General features: G+C 73.6%; 15 protein-coding genes. 9 read left to right on the forward strand and 6 right to left on the reverse strand.

Going from position 1 to position 18,511, the window contains the following annotated elements; all coding sequences use genetic code 11:
• Positions 1-262 precede the first annotated feature (262 nt).
• Entirely contained in the window at positions 263-1,720 is a 1,458-nt protein-coding gene (locus OG937_30515) for a hypothetical protein (GenBank protein ID WUD75717.1), read from the reverse strand.
• A 324-nt stretch (positions 1,721-2,044) separates the two neighbouring features.
• On the opposite strand from OG937_30515, the gene pulA reads away from it, so the two are divergent.
• From pulA to OG937_30530, 3 genes are all read left to right on the forward strand, one after another.
• On the forward strand, positions 2,045-7,474 hold the full coding sequence (gene pulA / locus OG937_30520) for a pullulanase-type alpha-1,6-glucosidase (GenBank protein ID WUD75718.1): 5,430 nt from the start codon (positions 2,045-2,047) through the stop codon (positions 7,472-7,474).
• Between the two features lie 384 nt (positions 7,475-7,858).
• Complete coding sequence (locus OG937_30525) at positions 7,859-8,176, forward strand: TNT domain-containing protein (protein ID WUD75719.1); 318 nt, start codon at positions 7,859-7,861, stop codon at positions 8,174-8,176.
• A gap of 29 nt (positions 8,177-8,205) precedes the next feature.
• Positions 8,206-8,538: a hypothetical protein gene (locus OG937_30530; GenBank protein WUD75720.1), complete on the forward strand. Its 333-nt coding sequence runs from the start codon at positions 8,206-8,208 to the stop codon at positions 8,536-8,538.
• Positions 8,539-8,619: 81 nt separating this feature from the next.
• Here OG937_30530 and OG937_30535 read toward each other — a convergent pair whose 3' ends face one another.
• Positions 8,620-9,126, reverse strand: a complete 507-nt coding sequence (locus tag OG937_30535) for a GNAT family N-acetyltransferase (GenBank protein ID WUD75721.1) — start codon at positions 9,124-9,126, stop codon at positions 8,620-8,622.
• Positions 9,123-10,001, reverse strand: a complete 879-nt coding sequence (locus tag OG937_30540; protein ID WUD75722.1) for a hypothetical protein — start codon at positions 9,999-10,001, stop codon at positions 9,123-9,125. The genes OG937_30535 and OG937_30540 overlap by 4 nt, the downstream gene beginning before the upstream one ends.
• Positions 10,002-10,469: 468 nt before the next feature.
• Here OG937_30540 and OG937_30545 point away from each other — a divergent pair, with 468 nt between their 5' ends.
• Positions 10,470-11,126 carry a DUF6230 family protein gene (locus OG937_30545; protein WUD75723.1) on the forward strand — a complete coding sequence of 219 codons (657 nt, stop codon included), beginning with the start codon at positions 10,470-10,472 and terminating at the stop codon, positions 11,124-11,126.
• Positions 11,126-11,566, forward strand: a complete 441-nt coding sequence (locus tag OG937_30550; protein ID WUD75724.1) for a DUF6114 domain-containing protein — start codon at positions 11,126-11,128, stop codon at positions 11,564-11,566. Before OG937_30545 ends, OG937_30550 begins: the two co-directional genes overlap by 1 nt.
• On the opposite strand, the gene OG937_30555 is transcribed toward OG937_30550, so the two are convergent.
• Both OG937_30555 and OG937_30560 read right to left on the reverse strand, forming a co-directional pair.
• Positions 11,550-13,520 carry a hypothetical protein gene (locus OG937_30555; GenBank protein WUD75725.1) on the reverse strand — a complete coding sequence of 657 codons (1,971 nt, stop codon included), beginning with the start codon at positions 13,518-13,520 and terminating at the stop codon, positions 11,550-11,552. The two genes, OG937_30550 and OG937_30555, sit on opposite strands and share 17 nt — an antisense overlap.
• Positions 13,517-14,569 (reverse strand): hypothetical protein, encoded by a 1,053-nt coding sequence (locus OG937_30560; protein ID WUD75726.1) that lies wholly within the window; start codon positions 14,567-14,569, stop codon positions 13,517-13,519. Before OG937_30560 ends, OG937_30555 begins: the two co-directional genes overlap by 4 nt.
• A gap of 256 nt (positions 14,570-14,825) precedes the next feature.
• On the opposite strand from OG937_30560, the gene OG937_30565 reads away from it, so the two are divergent.
• Positions 14,826-15,350 (forward strand): DUF1203 domain-containing protein, encoded by a 525-nt coding sequence (locus OG937_30565; protein WUD75727.1) that lies wholly within the window; start codon positions 14,826-14,828, stop codon positions 15,348-15,350.
• 66 nt (positions 15,351-15,416) lie between these two features.
• Here the strand turns inward: OG937_30565 and OG937_30570 are convergent, their stop codons facing one another.
• Positions 15,417-16,436, reverse strand: coding sequence for a glutamine synthetase beta-grasp domain-containing protein (locus OG937_30570; GenBank protein WUD75728.1), 1,020 nt, complete (start codon positions 16,434-16,436; stop codon positions 15,417-15,419).
• A gap of 218 nt (positions 16,437-16,654) precedes the next feature.
• On the opposite strand from OG937_30570, the gene OG937_30575 reads away from it, so the two are divergent.
• Genes OG937_30575 through OG937_30585 form a run of 3 tightly spaced genes read left to right on the forward strand, consistent with a single transcriptional unit; the run spans position 16,655 to position 18,361 of the window.
• Positions 16,655-17,029 carry a 5-carboxymethyl-2-hydroxymuconate Delta-isomerase gene (locus OG937_30575; GenBank protein WUD75729.1) on the forward strand — a complete coding sequence of 125 codons (375 nt, stop codon included), beginning with the start codon at positions 16,655-16,657 and terminating at the stop codon, positions 17,027-17,029.
• Between the two features lie 2 nt (positions 17,030-17,031).
• The gene (locus OG937_30580) at positions 17,032-17,901 is read left to right on the forward strand and encodes a Gfo/Idh/MocA family oxidoreductase (protein ID WUD75730.1); all 870 of its coding nucleotides are present in this window, start codon (positions 17,032-17,034) and stop codon (positions 17,899-17,901) included.
• A gap of 58 nt (positions 17,902-17,959) precedes the next feature.
• Positions 17,960-18,361 (forward strand): hypothetical protein, encoded by a 402-nt coding sequence (locus OG937_30585; GenBank protein WUD75731.1) that lies wholly within the window; start codon positions 17,960-17,962, stop codon positions 18,359-18,361.
• The last annotated feature ends 150 nt before the right edge of the window (positions 18,362-18,511 follow it).

The raw sequence follows: 18,511 nt of genomic DNA on the forward strand, positions 1-18,511 counted from the left end.
GTTGAGGCGGGCCCTGGACCTGCCCCGGGCGGGGCGCAGCGGGGTGGCTTCGTCGGTCCTGGGCCCGCCTCCGTCTCGGTGGCGACCGGTCCAGCCGGCCGGGCGCGTGGGACCCGCCGTCAGGGGCGGACCCCCGGCCGGCCGAACCGGGCTGAAGAGGAACGTAACAGCCGCTCCGGCCAGGACGGAAGGCCCCTGCAGAAACTTTCTGCAAGATTCTGCAGGGACCTTTCGGAAGGGCGGGACCGCAGGTGGGAGGGGGTCAGGGTGCGATGCCCACGCCGTCCAGACGGCTCCACACGCGCTCCTGGGCGGCGGACAGCGCCGGCCAGTGCCGCGCCCCCGGGCGGGGGTACACGCGGGAGGCGTAGGAGCGGGGGACGTACCCCGGTTCGAAGAAACACCCCGTGCCGTAGGTGGCGTCGAACGCCGGGCAGGAGGCCGCCACCGAGGCCGGGGTGGGCTTGCGCCCGGTCCGTGCCCAGGTCGCCAGTGACCGCATCGCGGCGGCGTACTCCGCGTCGCTCAGCTCGCTGTGCTCGCTCTCCCGCGTGAAGTTCTGCACCAGCAGCCGCCCGCGGTGGGCGCCCTCCAGGGAGGCCCGGTAGGCCGCCTCGTGCTCGACGAAGGCGGTCGGGTCGTCGATGGCGTGGACGGTGAGCACGGGGATCGACACGGCGCCGGTGACGTCGCTGTCGTAGGACAGGTCCCGGCGGGCCGTGGGGTCGGCGGCGAAGCGCTCCACGCCCGCGTTGAGCGCCGCGTCGTCGTGCGAGCCGGTGTAGCGGACGGTGCTGTTGTCGAACGGGTTCCGGCCGCCGAGCCGGTTGTGCACGATGTCGCGGAAGGTGAAGGTGGCGAACCGCAGGTGCGACTCCAGCGTCCGCTCCGGGATCCCGGTCACCGCCAGGATGTCGTCCAGGTTGCGCTGTTGCAGGGCGGTGCGCTCCTGCGGGGGCGAGGCGTAGCCGGTGCACTCCTGCAGGCGGGAGCGGAGTCCGGTGGTGGTCATCGTCGAGTCGGCGCGCAGCCCCATCCACAGGGGGTACGGGGGCTCGGTGGGCCTGGGGTGGTTGCGGCAGTAGTACTGGTAGACCACGCGCAGGTCCACCCGGTAGTCGTAGCCGCGTGAACCGCCGCCCAGGACACCGCTGGTCAGCAGGGCGCCGTCGTACGGCGCATGGCGGCCGGTGCCGTAGATCTCGGCTACCTTGGCCGCCACGTCGCCGCCCCAGGACTGGCCGTGGACGAAGGTCCGGCGCGGCGTGCCGAAGCGCCCCACGAACAGCCGCCGCACGTTCTCGGTGTCCTTCGCCGCCATCCGCGTGCCGTAGCCGCCGCGGCGGTAGGAGGAGCCCGCCCAGGCGTATCCCTCCTTCACCATGACCGACCAGCGCGCCAGGTCCCCGGTGCTGCGTTCGGGGTCGGAGGTGTCGCCGAGGTCGGGGCCGCCGTGGGCGTGGACGACCAGCGAGCCGTTCCAGTCGTGCGGGACCGCCATGGCGTAGAAGGCGCCGCCTGCGTCCTGGCCCCGGTAGCAGGTGGCCTCCGCCGCCAGCTCCGCCGGGCAGTCGGCGGGGGCGGGCCCGTCGGCCGCGGACGCCGGTACGGGCCCGGCCAGGGCGGTGGCGAGGAGGGCGGCGACGCCCGCGATCGTCACGGAGATGCGGTGTCCTGCGGATCCGGACCGGGGGCGGTGGGGGGAGTGCCCGGTGACCATCGTCTCGTCCTTCCGTCGTCCGGCGCTTCGTTGCGCGGGCCCCGATGCTTGGGGACAGAGGCGGTGGGGGTCCAGAGCCGTGGCCTTTGCGTTCATAGTGTTCGGCGACCGGCCGCGGCGGACCGGGATGTGACGGGGCGTCATCTGCGTTCCGCCGCAGTCGAGGCCGTCCTGTTGGAAATCCTTGCGACATCTTGCTGTAAGCCTGCTGTAAGAGGTACGGTCCCGGTCACGGTCCGGCACCGCTGCCGGGCGATGGCTCATGGCGCGTGGGCTCCCAGAGGTACAACCGTCCGCACACGGATTCCGCAAGGAGAACACCCCGTGGCCCAGCACACCGGGCTGCCCGCGTCCACGCGCCCACGCGCGCGCAGACGCGGCGCCGCAGCCGTCGCGGTGGCGGCCCTCGCCGCCGCCCTCGCCGTCCCCGCCTCGGCACCCGCCGCCTCGGCGGCCGCCCCGCCCCCACCGCCCTCCGACGCGGCGCTCGCCGCCCAGGCGGCGCGTCACGACCTCACGCGGGAGCAGTTCTACTTCGTACTGCCGGACCGTTTCGCCAACGGCGACGCGTCCAACGACAGGGGCGGTCTGACCGGCACCCGGCTCAGCACCGGCTACGACCCCACCGACAAGGGCTTCTACCAGGGCGGTGACCTCAAGGGGCTCACCCGGCGGCTCGACTACATCAAGGGCCTCGGCACCACCGCGATATGGATGGCGCCGATCTTCAAGAACCGGCCCGTCCAGGGCTCGGGCGATCAGGCGTCGGCCGGCTACCACGGTTACTGGATCACCGACTTCACCCAGGTCGACCCCCACTTCGGCAGCAACGCCGACCTCAAGGCGCTGATATCCAAGGCCCACGCCAAGGGCATGAAGGTCTTCTTCGACGTCATCACCAACCACACCGCCGACGTCGTCGACTACGACGAGAAGTCCTACGGCTACCTCTCCAAGGGCGCGTTCCCCTACCTGACGAAGGACGGCGTGCCCTTCGACGACGCCGACTACGCGAAGGGCGGCAAGGGCTTCCCCGCCGTCGACCGCGACTCCTTCCCCCGCACCCCCGTCGTCACCGCCAAGAGCAAGGTCCCGGCCTGGCTCAACGACCCGACGATGTACCACAACCGGGGCGACTCCACCTTCGCCGGCGAGAGCTCCGACCAGGGCGACTTCTCCGGCCTGGACGACCTGTGGACCGAGCGTCCCGAGGTCGTGAGGGGCATGGAGGAGATCTACGGGAAGTGGGTCCGCGACTTCGCCGTCGACGGCTTCCGCATCGACACCGTCAAGCACGTCGACCTGCCGTTCTGGACCCAGTGGGCCACGGCCCTCGACTCCTACGCGGCCAAGCACGGCCGCAAGGACTTCTTCATGTTCGGCGAGGTCTACTCCGCCGACACCGCCATCACGTCCCCATACGTCACGCAGGGCCGCCTCGACTCGACGCTCGACTTCCCCTTCCAGGACGCCGCCCGTCAGTACGCCTCCCAGGGCGGCTCCGCGGCGAAGCTGGCCGGGGTCTTCGGTGACGACTACCGGTACACGACCGACAAGGCCAACGCGTACGAGCAGGTCACCTTCCTCGGCAACCACGACATGGGCCGCATCGGCACGTTCCTGAAGCAGGACAACCCGAAGGCCGACGACGCCGAACTCGTGCGGCGGGACCGGCTCGCCAACGAGCTGATGTTCCTCTCGCGCGGCAACCCGGTCGTCTACTACGGCGACGAGCAGGGCTTCACCGGCGCCGGCGGCGACAAGGACGCCCGCCAGACGATGTTCGCGTCCAAGGCCGCCGACTACCTCGACGACGACCAGCTGGGCACTGACCGCACCCACGCGAGCGACGCCTACGACACCGGCGCACCCCTCTACCGGGCGATCGCGAAGCTGGCCGCGCTCCGCAAGGCCCACCCGGCGCTCGCCGACGGAGTCCAGACCGAGCGCCACGTCGCCGACGGCGCCGGGATCTACGCCTTCTCCCGCACCGACGCGAAGACCCGCACCGAGTACGTCGTCGCCGTCAACAACGCGACCGAGGCGCGGACCGCCGACGTCCCCACGGGCTCCGCGAACGCCGCCTTCACCGCCCTCTACGGCACCGAGGGCTCCGTCACCAGCGGCGCCGACCGGAAGATCGGCGTGACCGTCCCGGCGCTGTCCACCGTGGTCTACAAGGCGGGCAAGCCGCTCGGCGCCCCCGCCGCCCGGCCGGCCCTCACCCTGAAGGCCCCCGCCGCGGGTGCCACCGGCACCGTCGAGCTCTCCGCCGACGTCGACGGCGGGCAGCTCAACCGCGTGGTCTTCGCCGCGCAGACCGGCAACGGGCCGTGGAAGGTCCTCGGCTCCGCGGACCACGCGCCGTACAAGGTCACCCAGACGGTCGGTGACGACGTGACGCCCGGCACCGCGCTGCGGTACAAGGCCGTCGTGATCGATTCCGCAGGCCGCACCGCGAGCACCACCGCCGGGACCACCAGCGGCACCCCGGTTCCGCCGCAGCCCCCGGTGGCGAGCAGCCGCGACTACGCCGTCGTCCACTACAAGCGCGCGGACAACAACTACACGGACTGGCGCCTGTACGCCTGGGGCGACATCGCCGACGGCGAGGGCACCACCTGGCCGGCCGGCCACGACTTCATCGGCCGCGACGCCTACGGCGCCTTCGCCTACGTCAAGCTCAAGCCGGGGGCGTCCAGCGTCGGTTACCTCGTCATCGACAAGGACGGCACCAAGGACGTCGCCGCCGACCGCTTCATCGACGTCACCAAGAACGGTGAGCTCTGGGTGGAGCAGGGCAAGGAGGCCGTCGCCACCCAGGCCCCGTCCGGCACCGAGCCGGGGCAGGACAGGACGAAGGCGGTCCTCCACTACCACCGGGCGGACGGGGACTACGCGGGCTGGGGCCTGCACACCTGGACCGGCGCCGCGAACCCGACCGACTGGACCGCCCCGCTGCAGCCGGTGCGGACCGACGCCTACGGCGCGGTCTTCGAGGTGCCGCTCGCCGCGGGCGCCACGTCACTCAGCTACATCCTCCACAAGGGCGACACCAAGGACCTGCCCGCCGACCAGTCGCTGGACCTCGCCACCCACGGACACGAGGTGTGGCTGCTGAACGGCACCGAGAAGTACCTGCTGCCCTCCACGTCCGGCTCCTCCGCCGACCTCGACCTGTCCGCGGCCAAGGCCCAGTGGATCGACGCCGACACCGTCGCGTGGAAGACCGGCGACACCGCCGCGAGTTACCAGCTGGTCTACGCCCCGGACGGCGGCCTGGCGATCAAGGACGGCGCTCTGACCGGCGAGGGCCATTGGCTGCGCCTGCAGCGCGTCACGGGCGGCCTGACCGACGCCCAGAAGGCCCGCTTCCCGCACCTGAAGGACTACGCGGCCTTCACGATCGACCCGCGCGACCGCGACCGGGTCCGCACCGCCCTCACCGGCCAGGTCGTCGCCACCCAGCACCTTGCCAATGGCGCCTTGCTGTCCGCCACCGGCGTCCAGATCCAGGGCGTCCTGGACGACCTGTACGCGGCCAAGGCGACCGAGGCCGCCCTCGGCCCGGTCTTCACCGGCGGCAGGCCCACGCTCTCCGTATGGGCCCCCACCGCCCGGTCCGTCGCCCTGGACCTGGACGGCACCACCGTCCCGATGCGGCGCGACGCCTCCACCGGCGTGTGGAGCGTGACCGGCAAGCAGAGCTGGACCGGCAAGACGTACCGCTACGTCGTCACGGTCTGGGCGCCCGGCGTGCAGAAGGTCGTCACCAACACCGTCACCGACCCCTACTCGGTCGCCCTGACCGCCGACTCGAAGCAGAGCCTGGTGGTCGACCTCGACGACGCGAAGCTCGCCCCGGGCGGCTGGTCGCACCTGGCCAAGCCCAAGGCCGTGGGCCTGAACAACGCGCAGATCCAGGAACTGCACATCCGGGACTTCTCCGTCGCGGACTCCACCGTCCCCGCCCGGGACAAGGGCAAGTACACCGCCTTCACCGACACCGGCTCGGCGGGGATGACGCACCTGAAGGCGCTGGCGAAGTCCGGGATCTCCTACGTCCACCTGCTGCCGGCGTTCGACTTCGCCACCGTCGCGGAGAAGAGCGCCGACCAGGCCACCGTCGACTGCGACCTGGGCGCCTACCCGGCCGACTCCGACAAGCAGCAGGAGTGCGTGGCCGCGGTCGCCGCGAAGGACGCCTACAACTGGGGTTACGACCCCTTCCACTACACCGTCCCCGAGGGCTCCTACGCCACCGACCCGGACGGCACGAAGCGCACCGTCGAGTTCCGGAAGATGGTGCAGGGGCTCAACCAGGCGGGCCTGCGGGTCGTCATGGACGTGGTCTACAACCACACCGCCGCGAGCGGCCAGGACGACAAGTCCGTCCTCGACAGGATCGTCCCCGGCTACTACCAGCGCCTGCTGGACGACGGCACCGTCGCCAACTCCACCTGCTGCTCCAACACCGCGACCGAGAACGCGATGATGGGCAAGCTGGTCGTCGACTCGATCGTCACCTGGGCCAAGGAGTACAAGGTCGACGGCTTCCGCTTCGACCTGATGGGCCACCACCCCAAGGCGAACATCCTCGCCGTCCGCAAGGCGCTGGACGCGCTGACCCCCGCGAAGGACGGCGTCGACGGCAAGAAGATCATCCTCTACGGCGAGGGGTGGAACTTCGGCGAGGTCGCCGACGACGCCCGCTTCGTGCAGGCCACCCAGAAGAACATGGCCGGCACCGGAGTCGCCACCTTCTCCGACCGGGCCCGCGACGCGGTCCGCGGCGGCGGCCCCTTCGACTCCGACCCGGGCGTCCAGGGCTTCGCCTCGGGCCTGTTCAACGAGCCCAACGGTTCCGCCGCCAACGGCAGCGAGGCCGAGCAGCGGGCCCGCCTGCTGCACTACCAGGACCTCATCAAGGTCGGCCTCACCGGCAACCTGAAGTCCTTCTCCTTCACCGACAGCAGCGGCAAGGAGGTCAGCGGCGCCGAGGTCGACTACAACGGCTCACCCGCCGGATACGCGGACGCCCCCGGCGACGCCCTCGCCTACGCCGACGCCCACGACAACGAGGCCCTGTACGACGCGCTCGCGTTCAAGCTGCCCCAGGGCACCTCGCCCGCCGACCGGGCACGCATGCAGGTCGTCGCCGAGGCCGTCCCGGCCCTCTCCCAGGGGCCGGCGCTCTACCAGGCGGGCTCGGACCTGCTGCGCTCCAAGTCCCTGGACCGCAACTCGTACGACTCCGGCGACTGGTTCAACGCCATCCACTGGGACTGCTCCTCGGGCAACGGCTTCGGCCGCGGCCTGCCCCCCAAGGCCGACAACGAGTCCAAGTGGTCCTTCGCGAAGCCGCTGCTGACCGCGGACACGCTCCGGGTCGGCTGCGCGCAGACCACCTCGGCCTCGGCCGCGTACCAGGACCTGCTGCGGATCCGCTCCACCGAGCCGGCCTTCGGGCTGACCACGGCGGCACAGGTCCAGGAGCAGCTGTCCTTCCCCCTCTCGGGCGAGCAGGAGACCCCGGGCGTCATCACCGCGCAGCTGGGCCGGCTGGTGGTGGTCTTCAACGCGACCCCGAAGGCCCAGGACCAGCGGGTCGGCGCCCTGTCGGGGAAGGGCTACGCCCTCCACCCGGTGCAGGCCGCGGGCTCCGACGCCGTGGTGAAGCGGGCCTCCTATGACGCCGCGTCCGGCACCTTCACCGTGCCGGGCCGCACCGTCGCGGTGTTCGTCCGGAAGTAGCGACACGTTCCGTGACCGCCCGGTCGGCGGCCCGCTCTCCGCGGGTCCCGGCCGGGCGGTGCTGCGTACGGGCGAAGTGGGTGGCCATCCGGATGAATCGGCGGCGCGTCGGTTCCGGTGGGTGATCCGGCAGGGGTAAATATCCGCGCGGCTCCGGTGACGCACGGTGATTTCCGTCCCGGGAGGCCTCGTTCCCGTCGTCCCCTGGACCCTTGAAGCGGCGCCAGCGAATATCGCTTTCCAGCCTTCCCGCCCTGTTCGTCCTGCTCGTCGGCACCCTCCTGGGCGCGGTCGTCCCCGCCCACGCCGACGACTGGGGGCCGGGCGCACAGATCGCGGCCCCCCACGACCGCCCCGGCTCGGGCCCGGACGGACGTCACCCCCGTGGACCTGACCCTGGCCGTCGGACAGAGGATCGACCGCTTCGGCAACGAGAGCGGCAGGTTCCTCGCGCCGGCGGGCTCGCCGTACTCCCAGCGCTCCATTCCCCCGTCGAGCCTCAACACCTTCGACGCGGGCTACCCCTTCAACTACCACCTGTACAAGGTCGTCAAGCCCTTCACGGTCCTCGCGGGACCCGCGGAGCCCTGGTTCGGGCAGCCGGGCAACGGCCTCCAGTACGTGCTCAAGGGAACAGTCCCGGGCACGGACGACTCGGTACTCAACCTCGTCACCAAAGGTTTCCTCATCCGCCTGAACTGATGGGCCCCGACCAGGGACCGGCGTGAACTGTGCGAGGCGCTCGCCTCCGCGGGGTGCCCGGCGGGCTGTACGAGGTCCCCGGATTCCACGAGTTCGACCTGAGGCCCCCGGACTTCAGGTACCTCCGGCAGGAGGGCGACGCGTGGGTGGTCGGCAACTACGAACGCGGCGTGCACGACCCGCACCGGCGCTTCGACACCGAGGACGCGGCCTGCCGCTACCTCTACGACCAGCTCACCGACCGCGGGCCAGGCCCGGGCCCCGGGATCGACCAGGAGATGGAGGAAGTGCTCCGCGACCGGGAGGAGATCCGGCGCGCGGCCCATGATGCCTATGAACGGGCCCGGCGCCGGGAGACCTGACCCGGCGCCCCCGTGAGCCGCACACCGCGGAGCGGCCCGCCCCCGACCTCCGGGCGGGCCGCTCCGCCGCGTTCCGTGCGCCTACAGCTTCTTCTCCAGCAGGGTCACCGCGTACGGGCTGCCCTTGCCGCTCTGCTTGTGGGGCTGCTTTCCGACGACGGCGTAGCCCGCGCCCTCGTAGTACGCCCGCAGTTGCGGGTTGGCCGCCACGCAGTCCAGCCGCGCGTACGGGCGGCCGGACTCGGCGATGCGGCGCTCCGCCCGGTCGAGCATGGCCCGGCCGGTACCGCGCGGGGCGGTCGTCCGGTCCACCATGAGCCGGTGGACGTAGCCCGCGTCCGGCGGGCGCACCCCCCAGGCGTGCTCGTCGTCCCACCACAGCTCCCAGGCGCCGACCATCCGGCCCTCGCGTTCGGTGAGCCAGACCTCGCCCGCCGCCATGCGCGTGCGGAAGTGGTCCTCGTCCATCTCGCCGGGCTTCCACTGGTCGATGCCGTGCTCCTGCATCCAGCGGGCCGCGTCGTCCCGGAGGCGGACGAGGAGGGCGGCGTCGTCGGGCAGTGCGAGGCGGAAGGAGAGGTCGTTCATGCCTCCATTGTCAGGGAACCGTTTCCGGGCCATCGCTCGGCGGGTCCCGCGAGGGCCAGGCCCACCAGGCCCATGCCGACGAGCCCCAGCATGCCCAGCACGTACAGCCAGGCGAAGGCCGAGCCCCAGTCCATGGCGCCGGGGTGGGTGAGGACCGCCAGGAGCGAGAAGGCGCCGACCGCGGCGTAGCCGGCCGCGCCCGCGCGCATCCGCTCCGGATCGCCCTCGCGCAGCGCCCACAGCGAGCCGAGGCCGAAGGTGAGCGTCCACACGCCCAGCGCCCGCAGGTCGAGGTCGGTCACCGGCCACGGCCACACGCCGCTCAGCGCGCCGGGCACCGCGAGCATGGCCGCCCCGAGGCCGCAGCCCACCAGCGCCACCCAGGCGATGGGCACCCCGGTGAAGAGGTCGGCCGGCCCGGACCGCGGCGGGTCGCCGCCCGGAGCGCGGGACTGTACGGCCAGCAGGACCAGCCCCACGACCGGCATCACGGCGTGGACGGCGACGAAGCCCCACGCGCCGAGGAAGCCGCCGACCTCCCCCTCGGTCAGGTGCAGGCGGTCGTGGTGCAGCACGGCGACGCCCAGCATGAGCACCAGCTGGGCCAGCGAGGTGTACGCCACGATCCGCACGTCCACCCACCGCCGCAGCCGCAGCCCCACCGCGAACAGGGCCACCCCGGAGGCGTACGAGGCACCGAGGGTGGCCGCGGTCAGCGGGGAGCGGACGGTCCAGGCGAAGTACGCCGCCGTGCCGCCGGCGAACAGCAGCAGGAGCAGCGCCAGGTAGCCGCACGCGAGCATCAGCGGCACGAAGTACAGCGCGCGCAGGGAGGGCCGGACGGCGCGCCCGGGGACGTCCGCGGGAGTCGTCATGGCACGACAGGGTGCCGCATCGCCGCCCGGAACTGAACCCTTCGGCAGGAGGTAGTTACCAAGGGTACGGCCAGGTCCGGGCGGCTCGCGGCGCCGCGTGGGGGGTTGGCGCGGCGGTCCGGTCAGTTCACGAAAACGGCAGGGCCGCCGTCCTTTCCTCGGGCCGGAAGCCGCCGCGGCACGGCTCGCCGAGCCGCGGCCGCCGGCCCGCGCCTCCTCGCCGCCCTGCCTGGCGCCCGCCGCGCCCCTCCGTCACAGAACCGACGCACCGTCACCATGAGACGAACAAAAGGCCTTTGACCCGGCCCCTACCCGGTTGTAACTTCCACCCCGGCCACTGCGCCGTACCGTGAACGCCCTCGCGCCACGCCGGGAGGCGCCGGGGACGGACGTGCGCAGCCGCTGTCCGCGCCAGGACACCGCGCCAGTCAGCTCGTTCCTCCGCATTCGCATGTCCTGGGAGCAGCCATGGCCTCGTCCGCAGAGCCCGGAACCACCGGCACCGCCACACCCGCCACACCGGCCACCCCCGAACGGCCCGGCCGCGTCCGCTGGCGCCGTGCCGCCGTGATGGCCGTGCCCGCCGCCGCGATCGGCGCCACGCTCATGGTGCTCACCGCGCAGGGCGCGCTCGGGGTGCAGTTCACGATCTCCGGGATGCCGTTCACCGTCACCGCCACCGAACTCAAGGGCGAGGGCTTCGCGCAGTTCGGCGGCCTCGACTCGATGGCCGAGGGCAGCCCGAACACCGGTGACACCGGCGGCCAGGTCCTGGTCGTCGTCTCCGCGATCAAGAAGGCGACGCTCACCGACCTCTGCCAGAGCGTCGACCTCGGCGCCACCAACCTCGTCATCACGGCGGGCGGCGGCGCGGAGAAGGTCACCGCCCGCGGGCTGACCACCGACTCCACCGAGCTGTCCGGCGACGCCGCCTTCGACGGCATCGAGATCGGCAACGACGCCAGCACCCTCGACAAGGCCGGCGTCCAGGGTCCGATCGGCGTCTTCAGCCAGCAGTCCGACACCGTGACCATCGACAACCTGCGGCAGACCAACTACGCCACGACGGCCGCGGTGTTCAAACTGCCCGGCCTGAAACTGAAGTTCAGCGGCGAGGGCTGCTGATGACCGGCTTCCGTCGCTGGCGCGGCCGCCGCCCCTTCTGGGGAGGAGTCCTGCTGACCCTCGGCGGCGCCGAGATCCTGGTGACCGAGAAGGCCGCGCTGCCCGTCGTCCTGCACATCGGCGCGCAGGGACTGGCGGGTTACCTGCTGCCCGGGCTGATGGTGATCTGCGGGCTGCTGATCCTCCTCAACCCGGCCCAGCGGCTCTTCTACTCGGTCGTCGGTGTCCTGCTGGCCCTGGGCAGCTGGGTCACCTCGAACCTCGGCGGCTTCTTCGTCGGCCTGCTGCTCGGCGTCGCCGGCAGCTGCCTCGCGTTCGGCTGGCACCCCGACGGGGGAGCACCGCGCCGCGCCCGCTCCCCGCGCGGCGCCCCGGCGGCCGGTCCTCCCGCGGAACGGGCCACCGGGGCGGGGGAGGGCGGGCTCAGCGCAGCGTCGTGAGCGCCGCGCCCGAGTCGAGCACCGCCGACAGCTCGGCCCGGGCGCCCTGTTCGGCCCGCACCGCCATCGTCGGGCCCTTCGAGGCGCCGGTCACGCCGCCCGTGGCCTTGATCCGCGTCACGTCACGGCTGCCCGCCGCCAGCAGGTACCAGTGGCCGGCCGTGGACTTCCACAGCGCACCGGCCAGGACCTGCGGCACCGCCCGGCCGCACGCCCCGCTGTCCCGGCCGCTCTGGCCCACCGGTGCGCCCGGGGTGCCCGGCTCGGAGACCGGGGGCAGGAACAGCGCCAGCGCCCGGCCGTCCGTGCCGCGCCAGGTGTCGGCGCGGGCGCAGACCCACGACGCCTGCCCGTTGTCCTCCGGCAGCCGCTGCGTCGCGTACCGCCAGACGTTGACCGACCGGGTGCCCAGGCCGCTCATGGAGGAGAGGTTGCAGGCCGTCCGGGCCACGTTCGCCAGCCCCGTGGGGCCGGTCGCCTCCAGCGGCGTGGCGTCCGAGGCGGGCTGGTACGTCAGGTGCGCCGGCACGAGGTCGCCGAGGTCGGTGAGGAGGAACGGCCGGTCCACGCCGAGCCCGCCGGTGGCCCGGAACTGCAGCGCGGGCCAGGTGTCCCCGCACACCCCGGGACGGCTGTCCGCACCGGGCATCCGCACCGGCTCGGTCACCCCGTCCGCCGTGCGGTCCAGTTTCGCCGGGGCGCGCCTCGGGTCCCGCAGGTCGCGGGAGGCCGCCTCGGTGACCCAGGGGGCGGTCAGGAACCGGGTGTTGCCGTCCGTGCGGCCCAGCACCACGGCCGCCGTGGTCACGCCCGCGCCGTCCACCCGGGCGAAGTCCAGGGCCGCCGAGCCCCCGCCGTCGCGCGGCTCGGCGTAGCGCACCAGGCGCAGGCCGTCGTACATCAGCACCACGGTGGCGCCGTCCACGTCCCCCGCGTACAGCAACTGCGGCTGCTGTGCGGGCAGTCCCTCGGCGGTGCCCGTGGTGGCCGACACGGCGACGTTGCCGGAGGGGTGCGCCCACACCGCCATCGCCCGGCCCAGCAGCGCCCGGTCGCCGGCGCGCCCGCCGCGGGCCGGCCAGGCCGTGAAGTCCACCCGGGAGGCGCGGGTCCACGCGGTGTCCTGCACCCGCACCAGCTTCGCCGGGTCCAGCAGATCCGCGGTCCCGTACGCGCCACCCGGCGACCCGCCCGCCGCGTACGGGTCCTGCCCGCCGGTCAGCACCGCGACCAGGGTCGCGGTCACGGCGATCGCGCCCGCCGCGATGAGGCCCACCCGTACGTGCTGCCGCCTGCGCAGCAGATCCGTCGGCCGGGCCTGCACCGTGCACGGGTCGAACCCGCTGCCGCCCAGCAGCAGTCCCTCCGGCACCGCCTTGGCGGCCTTCAGGGCGCCCCGCGGGTCGGCCACGCCGGCGGCCACCAGCAGCCTGCGCACCTCGCGGCCGTCCGCGTGCCGGGGCCGCTCCAGTTCCAGCAGCGCGTAGGCCGCCCGTCCGGCCGCGCTCAGCCCGGACAGCGCCCGGTCCAGCTCCGCCTCGTCCGTCCCGGTCGCCTTGGTGTGCAGCCGCAGGCCCCAGACGTACGGGGCCGGACCGCCCACCACCGTCCTGCGCAGCCGGCCCCGCCAGCCCCGCTCGCGGCCGAACGCCAGTGCCGTGTCCAGCACTTCCTGCCGCACCAGGGCGTACGCCGGGTCCACGGTCCCCCGCGGCCCGGGGACGTCCACCACGGCGGGGTCCGGCTCGCACGGCGAGCGCGGCAGCACGCCCTGCGTCAGGGTGTGGGCGGTCAGCACCCTCCGGTGCCGGCCGAGCGACGGCGGCAGCGTCAGGTAGGCCAGCCGGACCAGGTGCGGGTAGTTCTCGACGAGTGCGGCCTCCGCCTCCTCGACGTCCACGATGACGGCTGCGCCGTGCCGGGGACGGGTGGCGGTCGCGTGCTGGGCGTTCACGTTCCGTAGAACGAGTGAATCCTGGGATGGTCACCCCGCCACCGCGCGCCGCCCCGGTGCCGGAGTGCCCAACCGGCCCGCGAGCAGGGGTTGTCGGTGCCCCGCGCCATGATGGCCGCATGCACGAGACCGACTGGGCACGGCTGTTCCACGCCTACGGCGCCGCCACGGACACCCCGCGGCATCTGGCCGCCCTGCGCACCGGCCGGGAGGCGGACGTCCGGGCCGCCCTGGAGCACCTCAACGGGGCGATCGTCCACCAGGGCACACCCTGGCCCGCCACACCGCCGGCCGTCCGCCAGGTCGCGGAACTGCTCGCCGGGGAGCACCCGGCCGCACCCAGGCAGGCTCTGCTGGCCTTCCTGCGGTACGCGGCGGAGGCGGCGCCCGACCCGGCGGAGGCGCAGGAGTGGCGGGCGCGGGCGTTCCCCGCGGACGGCTCGGCGGCCGACGCGTGGCAGGAGGCCTGGGCGAACGCGGACGAGGAGGAGCAGCAGGCCCTGTGGGACGACGAGATGGCCGACCTGGCGGTCGTCCGCGCGGCGGTGGGGGTGTACGACGCCCTGCCCGCCGTCCACGCGGCAGCCGCCGTCCACCTGACCGACCCCGACCCGCAGGTGCGGATCGCCGCGGCCGCCTGCGTGGCGCGCACGGCCGCGCACCCGGCGCTCGCCGGCCGCAGGGACGAGGTCGTCCGGGTCCTCACCGCGGCCTCGGTCGCGGCCGGGGCGGACGAGCGCGCCGCCCTCGCCGTCCACCTGGGGGAGCTGGGCGAGGCGCCCAGGGCCCTGCTCGCCGACCCCGAACCGGCCGTGCGGGTCTGCGCCGCGCTCGCCCCCGCCCTCGACGGCGACGAGGACGCGCACACGGTGCTGCTGGACGCCCTGCGCGACCCGGCCGCGCTCGACGCGGCGTTCGGCCGCAAGCCCGCCACGTTCACCGGCCGGCCCCGCTTCACCGTCGCCGCCGCCCTGTGCCGGCGCGTCACCGACCCCGAGCGGCTGCTGCCCGCGGCCCTCGCCGTCCTGCCGCTGATCCTGTGGCGCCACCCCGACCCGGACCTGGGCCCCTATCTGCCCCGGTTCTTCCCCGAGGGCTGGCCGGCAGCCCACACCGCCACCCCGGCCCAGCGTGCCTACGCCGGGGCCCTGGCCGCGCACGACACCTTGTGGGATCCGCGCGGTGGCAACCGGGGTGCCCTCTTCGCCCGGCTCGGGCTGCCCGGCGACCGCGCCGCGTGGCGGGCCCTGAGACGACGTCCGAATCCCGCCGGACCTCCTGACCGGTCCGGGCGACGCTGGGGGCATGGACACCCATCGCATCGCGTACGAGGTCCGGGCCCTCGACCCGGCCGTCGCCGAGGAGTTGCGGGGCGGCGACGACGCCGGTCTCGTCCCCCGCCCCGAGCCGGACCCGGAGGGCGGCGCCCCGCTCCGCTGCTGCCTGCGGCACAGCGCACCGGGGGAGCGGATCGCGCTGGCCGCCTACGCGCCGCTGCGCCGCTGGGCCGCCGCGACCGGGGCCGACCCCGGCCCGTACGACGAGACCGGGCCGGTCTTCGTGCACGCCGCCGCGGAGGACTGCCCCGGCCCGCCGGACGCCCCCGGCTACCCCGCGGCCCTGCACGGCGAGCGGCGGGTCCTCCGGTGCTACGACGCCCGGGGCCGCATCCTCGGCGGCCGGCTGGTCCGGCTGACCGCGGACGAGGTCGCCGCGGGCGCCGCCGACGCCGTCCTGGCGGCCCGGTTCGCCGATCCGCGGGTCGCCCTGGTGCACGTACGGGCCGTGGAGTACGGCTGCTTCCTCTTCGAGGCCGTCCGCGCGCCGTGAACGTGCCGTGAACGCGCCGAGGGCGCCCGGCGTGTGGACGGGCGCCCTCGGGGATGGTGCGGAGCGTCAGACGAGGTCGGCCTTCTCCAGCGCGGAGCAGCAGGTGCCGACGATGAGGCGGGTGACGACGTAGGGGTCGACGTTGGCGTTGGGCCGGCGGTCCTCGATGTAGCCCTTCTTGTCGACCTCGACCTGCCACGGGATGCGGACCGAGGCGCCGCGGTCGGAGACGCCGTAGCTGTACTCGCTCCAGGGGGCGGTCTCGTGGGCGCCGGTCAGGCGGGCCTCGACGCCGGAGCCGTAACTCTTGATGTGCTCCATCGGCTTGTCGTCGCGGCCCAGGGCCTCGCAGGCCTCGATGATCGCGTCGTAGCCCTCGCGCATGGCCTTGGTGGAGAAGTTGGTGTGCGCGCCCGCGCCGTTCCAGTCGCCCTGGGCCGGCTTGGGGTGCAGGGTGGCGGAGACGCCGAACTCCTCGGCGGTGCGGTAGAGCAGCCAGCGCGCGACCCACAGCTGGTCGGCGACCTCCAGGGGGCTGAGCGGGCCGACCTGGAACTCCCACTGGCCGGGCATGACCTCGGCGTTGATGCCGGAGATGCCCAGGCCCGCGGCGAGGCAGTTGTCGAGGTGCTGCTCGACGATCTCGCGGCCGAAGATCTCGTCGGCGCCGACGCCGCAGTAGTAGCCGCCCTGCGGGGCCGGGTAGCCGGCCTCGGGGAAGCCCAGCGGGCGCGAGCCCTGGAAGAAGGTGTACTCCTGCTCGATGCCGAACAGCGACTCCTGGCCCGCGAACTGCTCGGCGACCGGGCGCAGCAGGGCACGGGTGTTGGAGGAGTGCGGGGTGTCGTCGATGTTGAAGACCTCGCACAGCACCAGCAGGTCGTCGCCGCCGCGGATCGGGTCCGGGTACGTGGCGACGGGCTTGAGCACGCGGTCCGAGCTGTGGCCCTCGGCCTGGTTGGTGCTGGAGCCGTCGAAGCCCCACACACCGGGCTCCGCGCCGTCGGCGAGGATCTTGGTCTTCGAGCGCAGCTTCGCGGTCGGCTCGGTACCGTCGATCCAGATGTACTCGGCCTTGTAGCTCACGGGCGTCATCCTTGTTGGCGTGGGCCTTGCGGGTGGGTGGTGTTGCCGCTGCAGCCTCACAACCTGCGATTTCACATCCATTGCCCGTGTGTTAACCCGATGTGAACGCGCTGCCGTCCCACCTGCCGGACACCCCGGCAGGGCTTGCGGAAGGCCTTCCACCGCCCCGGGGACGGGCCCCCGCGGACCGCCGTGACCAGGGACGTAGGGTGTGTGCCATGCCTCACATCACCGTGGACTACACCGGCAACCTCGCGGACGCCTTCGACCGGCGCGGCTTCGCGACCGCGTTGCACCCGCTGGTCGCCAAGACCATCGACACCAGGGTGGAGGCGTGCAAGACCCGCTTCCGCCGGTCCGACGAGTACGTCCTCGCCGACGGCGCCCCCGAGCACGCGCTGGTGTTCGTCCGGGCCGCCGTCCTGTCCGGGCGCACGCCCGAGGCCAGGACGCAGCTGAGCGAGGCCGTCCTGGAACTGCTGCGGGAGCACCTCGCGCCGACGCCGGGGCTGAGCGTGCAGACCGCCGTCGACGTCGTCGAGCTCGACCGCACCTGGTACCGCAGCCACACCGAGCCGGCGGGGGAGCGGTGACCATGCGCATCGGACTGCTCGGCACCGGCCCCTGGGCGGAGATCGCCCACGGCCCCGCCCTCGTCGCCCACCCCGACGTCGAGTTCACCGGGATCTGGGGCCGCCGCCCCGAGGCGGCGGCCGCACTCGCCGCGACCCTCGGCACCCGTGCCTACGCCGACGTGGACGAGCTCATCGGCGACGTGGACGCCGTCGCCATCGCCCTGCCCCCGGACGTGCAGGCCCCGCTGGCCGTGCGTGCCGCCGAGGCCGGCCGGCACCTGCTGCTCGACAAGCCGGTCGCGACGACCGTGACCGACGCCCGCCTCGTCGCCGACGTGGCCGAGGCCGCCGGGGTCGCGTCGGTGGTCTTCTTCACCCTCCGCTTCGACGCCACGAGTTCCGCCTGGATCGACGAGCAGGCCGCCGTGGACGGCTGGTTCACCGCGCGTGCGGAGTGGTTCGGATCGGTGTTCACCTCCGGCGACAGCCCCTTCGCCGCGTCGCCCTGGCGGCGCGAGAAGGGCGCGCTGTGGGACGTCGGGCCGCACGCGCTGTCCGTGCTCCTCCCGGTCCTCGGGGACGTCACCGCGCTCACCGCCGTCCAGGGGCCCGGCGACACCGTCCACCTGGTGCTGCGGCACGACAGCGGCGCCTCCAGCACGGCGGCGCTCAGCCTCACGGCCCCGCCGGCGGCCGCCGGCATGACCGTCGAGCTGCGCGGCACCTCCGGGGTCGTCTCGCTCCCCGGCCGCGCCGACGGTCCCGTGCCCGCCTTCGGCAACGCCATCGACGCCCTGCTCACGGCCGTGCGCACCGGTGTCCCCCACCCCTGCGACGCCCGCTTCGCGGCGCGCGTGACGGAGTTGCTGGCCTCGGCCGACCCTGTGTGACGCGCCGTCAGGGGCAGGACCCTGGCGGGCGACTTGCGAAGTGCCTATCGTTTTGGGTATGGCAGCGGACTGGTGGTCCATCGAAGTCCTCAACGCCAGCACATCCGCCGCGGCATGGCGTGACGCGTATGCGCCGACGCTCGTGGAGTCGGCGGTCACCAACCGTGCACTGGCGTGGGAATGGCACTCGTACGGGTGGGGCGTCGTCTTCGAGTTGTGCTTCCGTGAAGAGGAGCACTGGCTCGCATGGCGCGCCCTGCCCGGCACTCGCGCGGCGCTCGACGCCGTCCCCGATCCGGTCTCCGGCGTCCTGGTCCACCGCGGTCGCGGCGGCACCAGCGGAGCCTTCGTCCCCCGCTCCCCGCACCGGTCGCCGGGCGCGGCCGCGGTGGGTATCCCCGAGCCCCCGCCGGAACCGTCCGGCGCGGCCGTCCTGTGCGAACGGGCGGCGCGCGCGTAACGCCCCTCGGCGCGCGCCCCGCCCCGCCCGCATCTGTCGTGGCGACGCGTGGTCCGTGGTCTCCACGGCCGCGGCCCGCAGCACCACGCGGCGCTCGGTGAGGGCGAGGAACTCCGGGTGCTCCGCGGCGAACCGCCCGTGCACGCGGCG

The sequence above is a fragment of the Streptomyces sp. NBC_00510 genome (genome assembly GCA_036013505.1).
GTDB lineage: Bacteria > Actinomycetota > Actinomycetes > Streptomycetales > Streptomycetaceae > Actinacidiphila.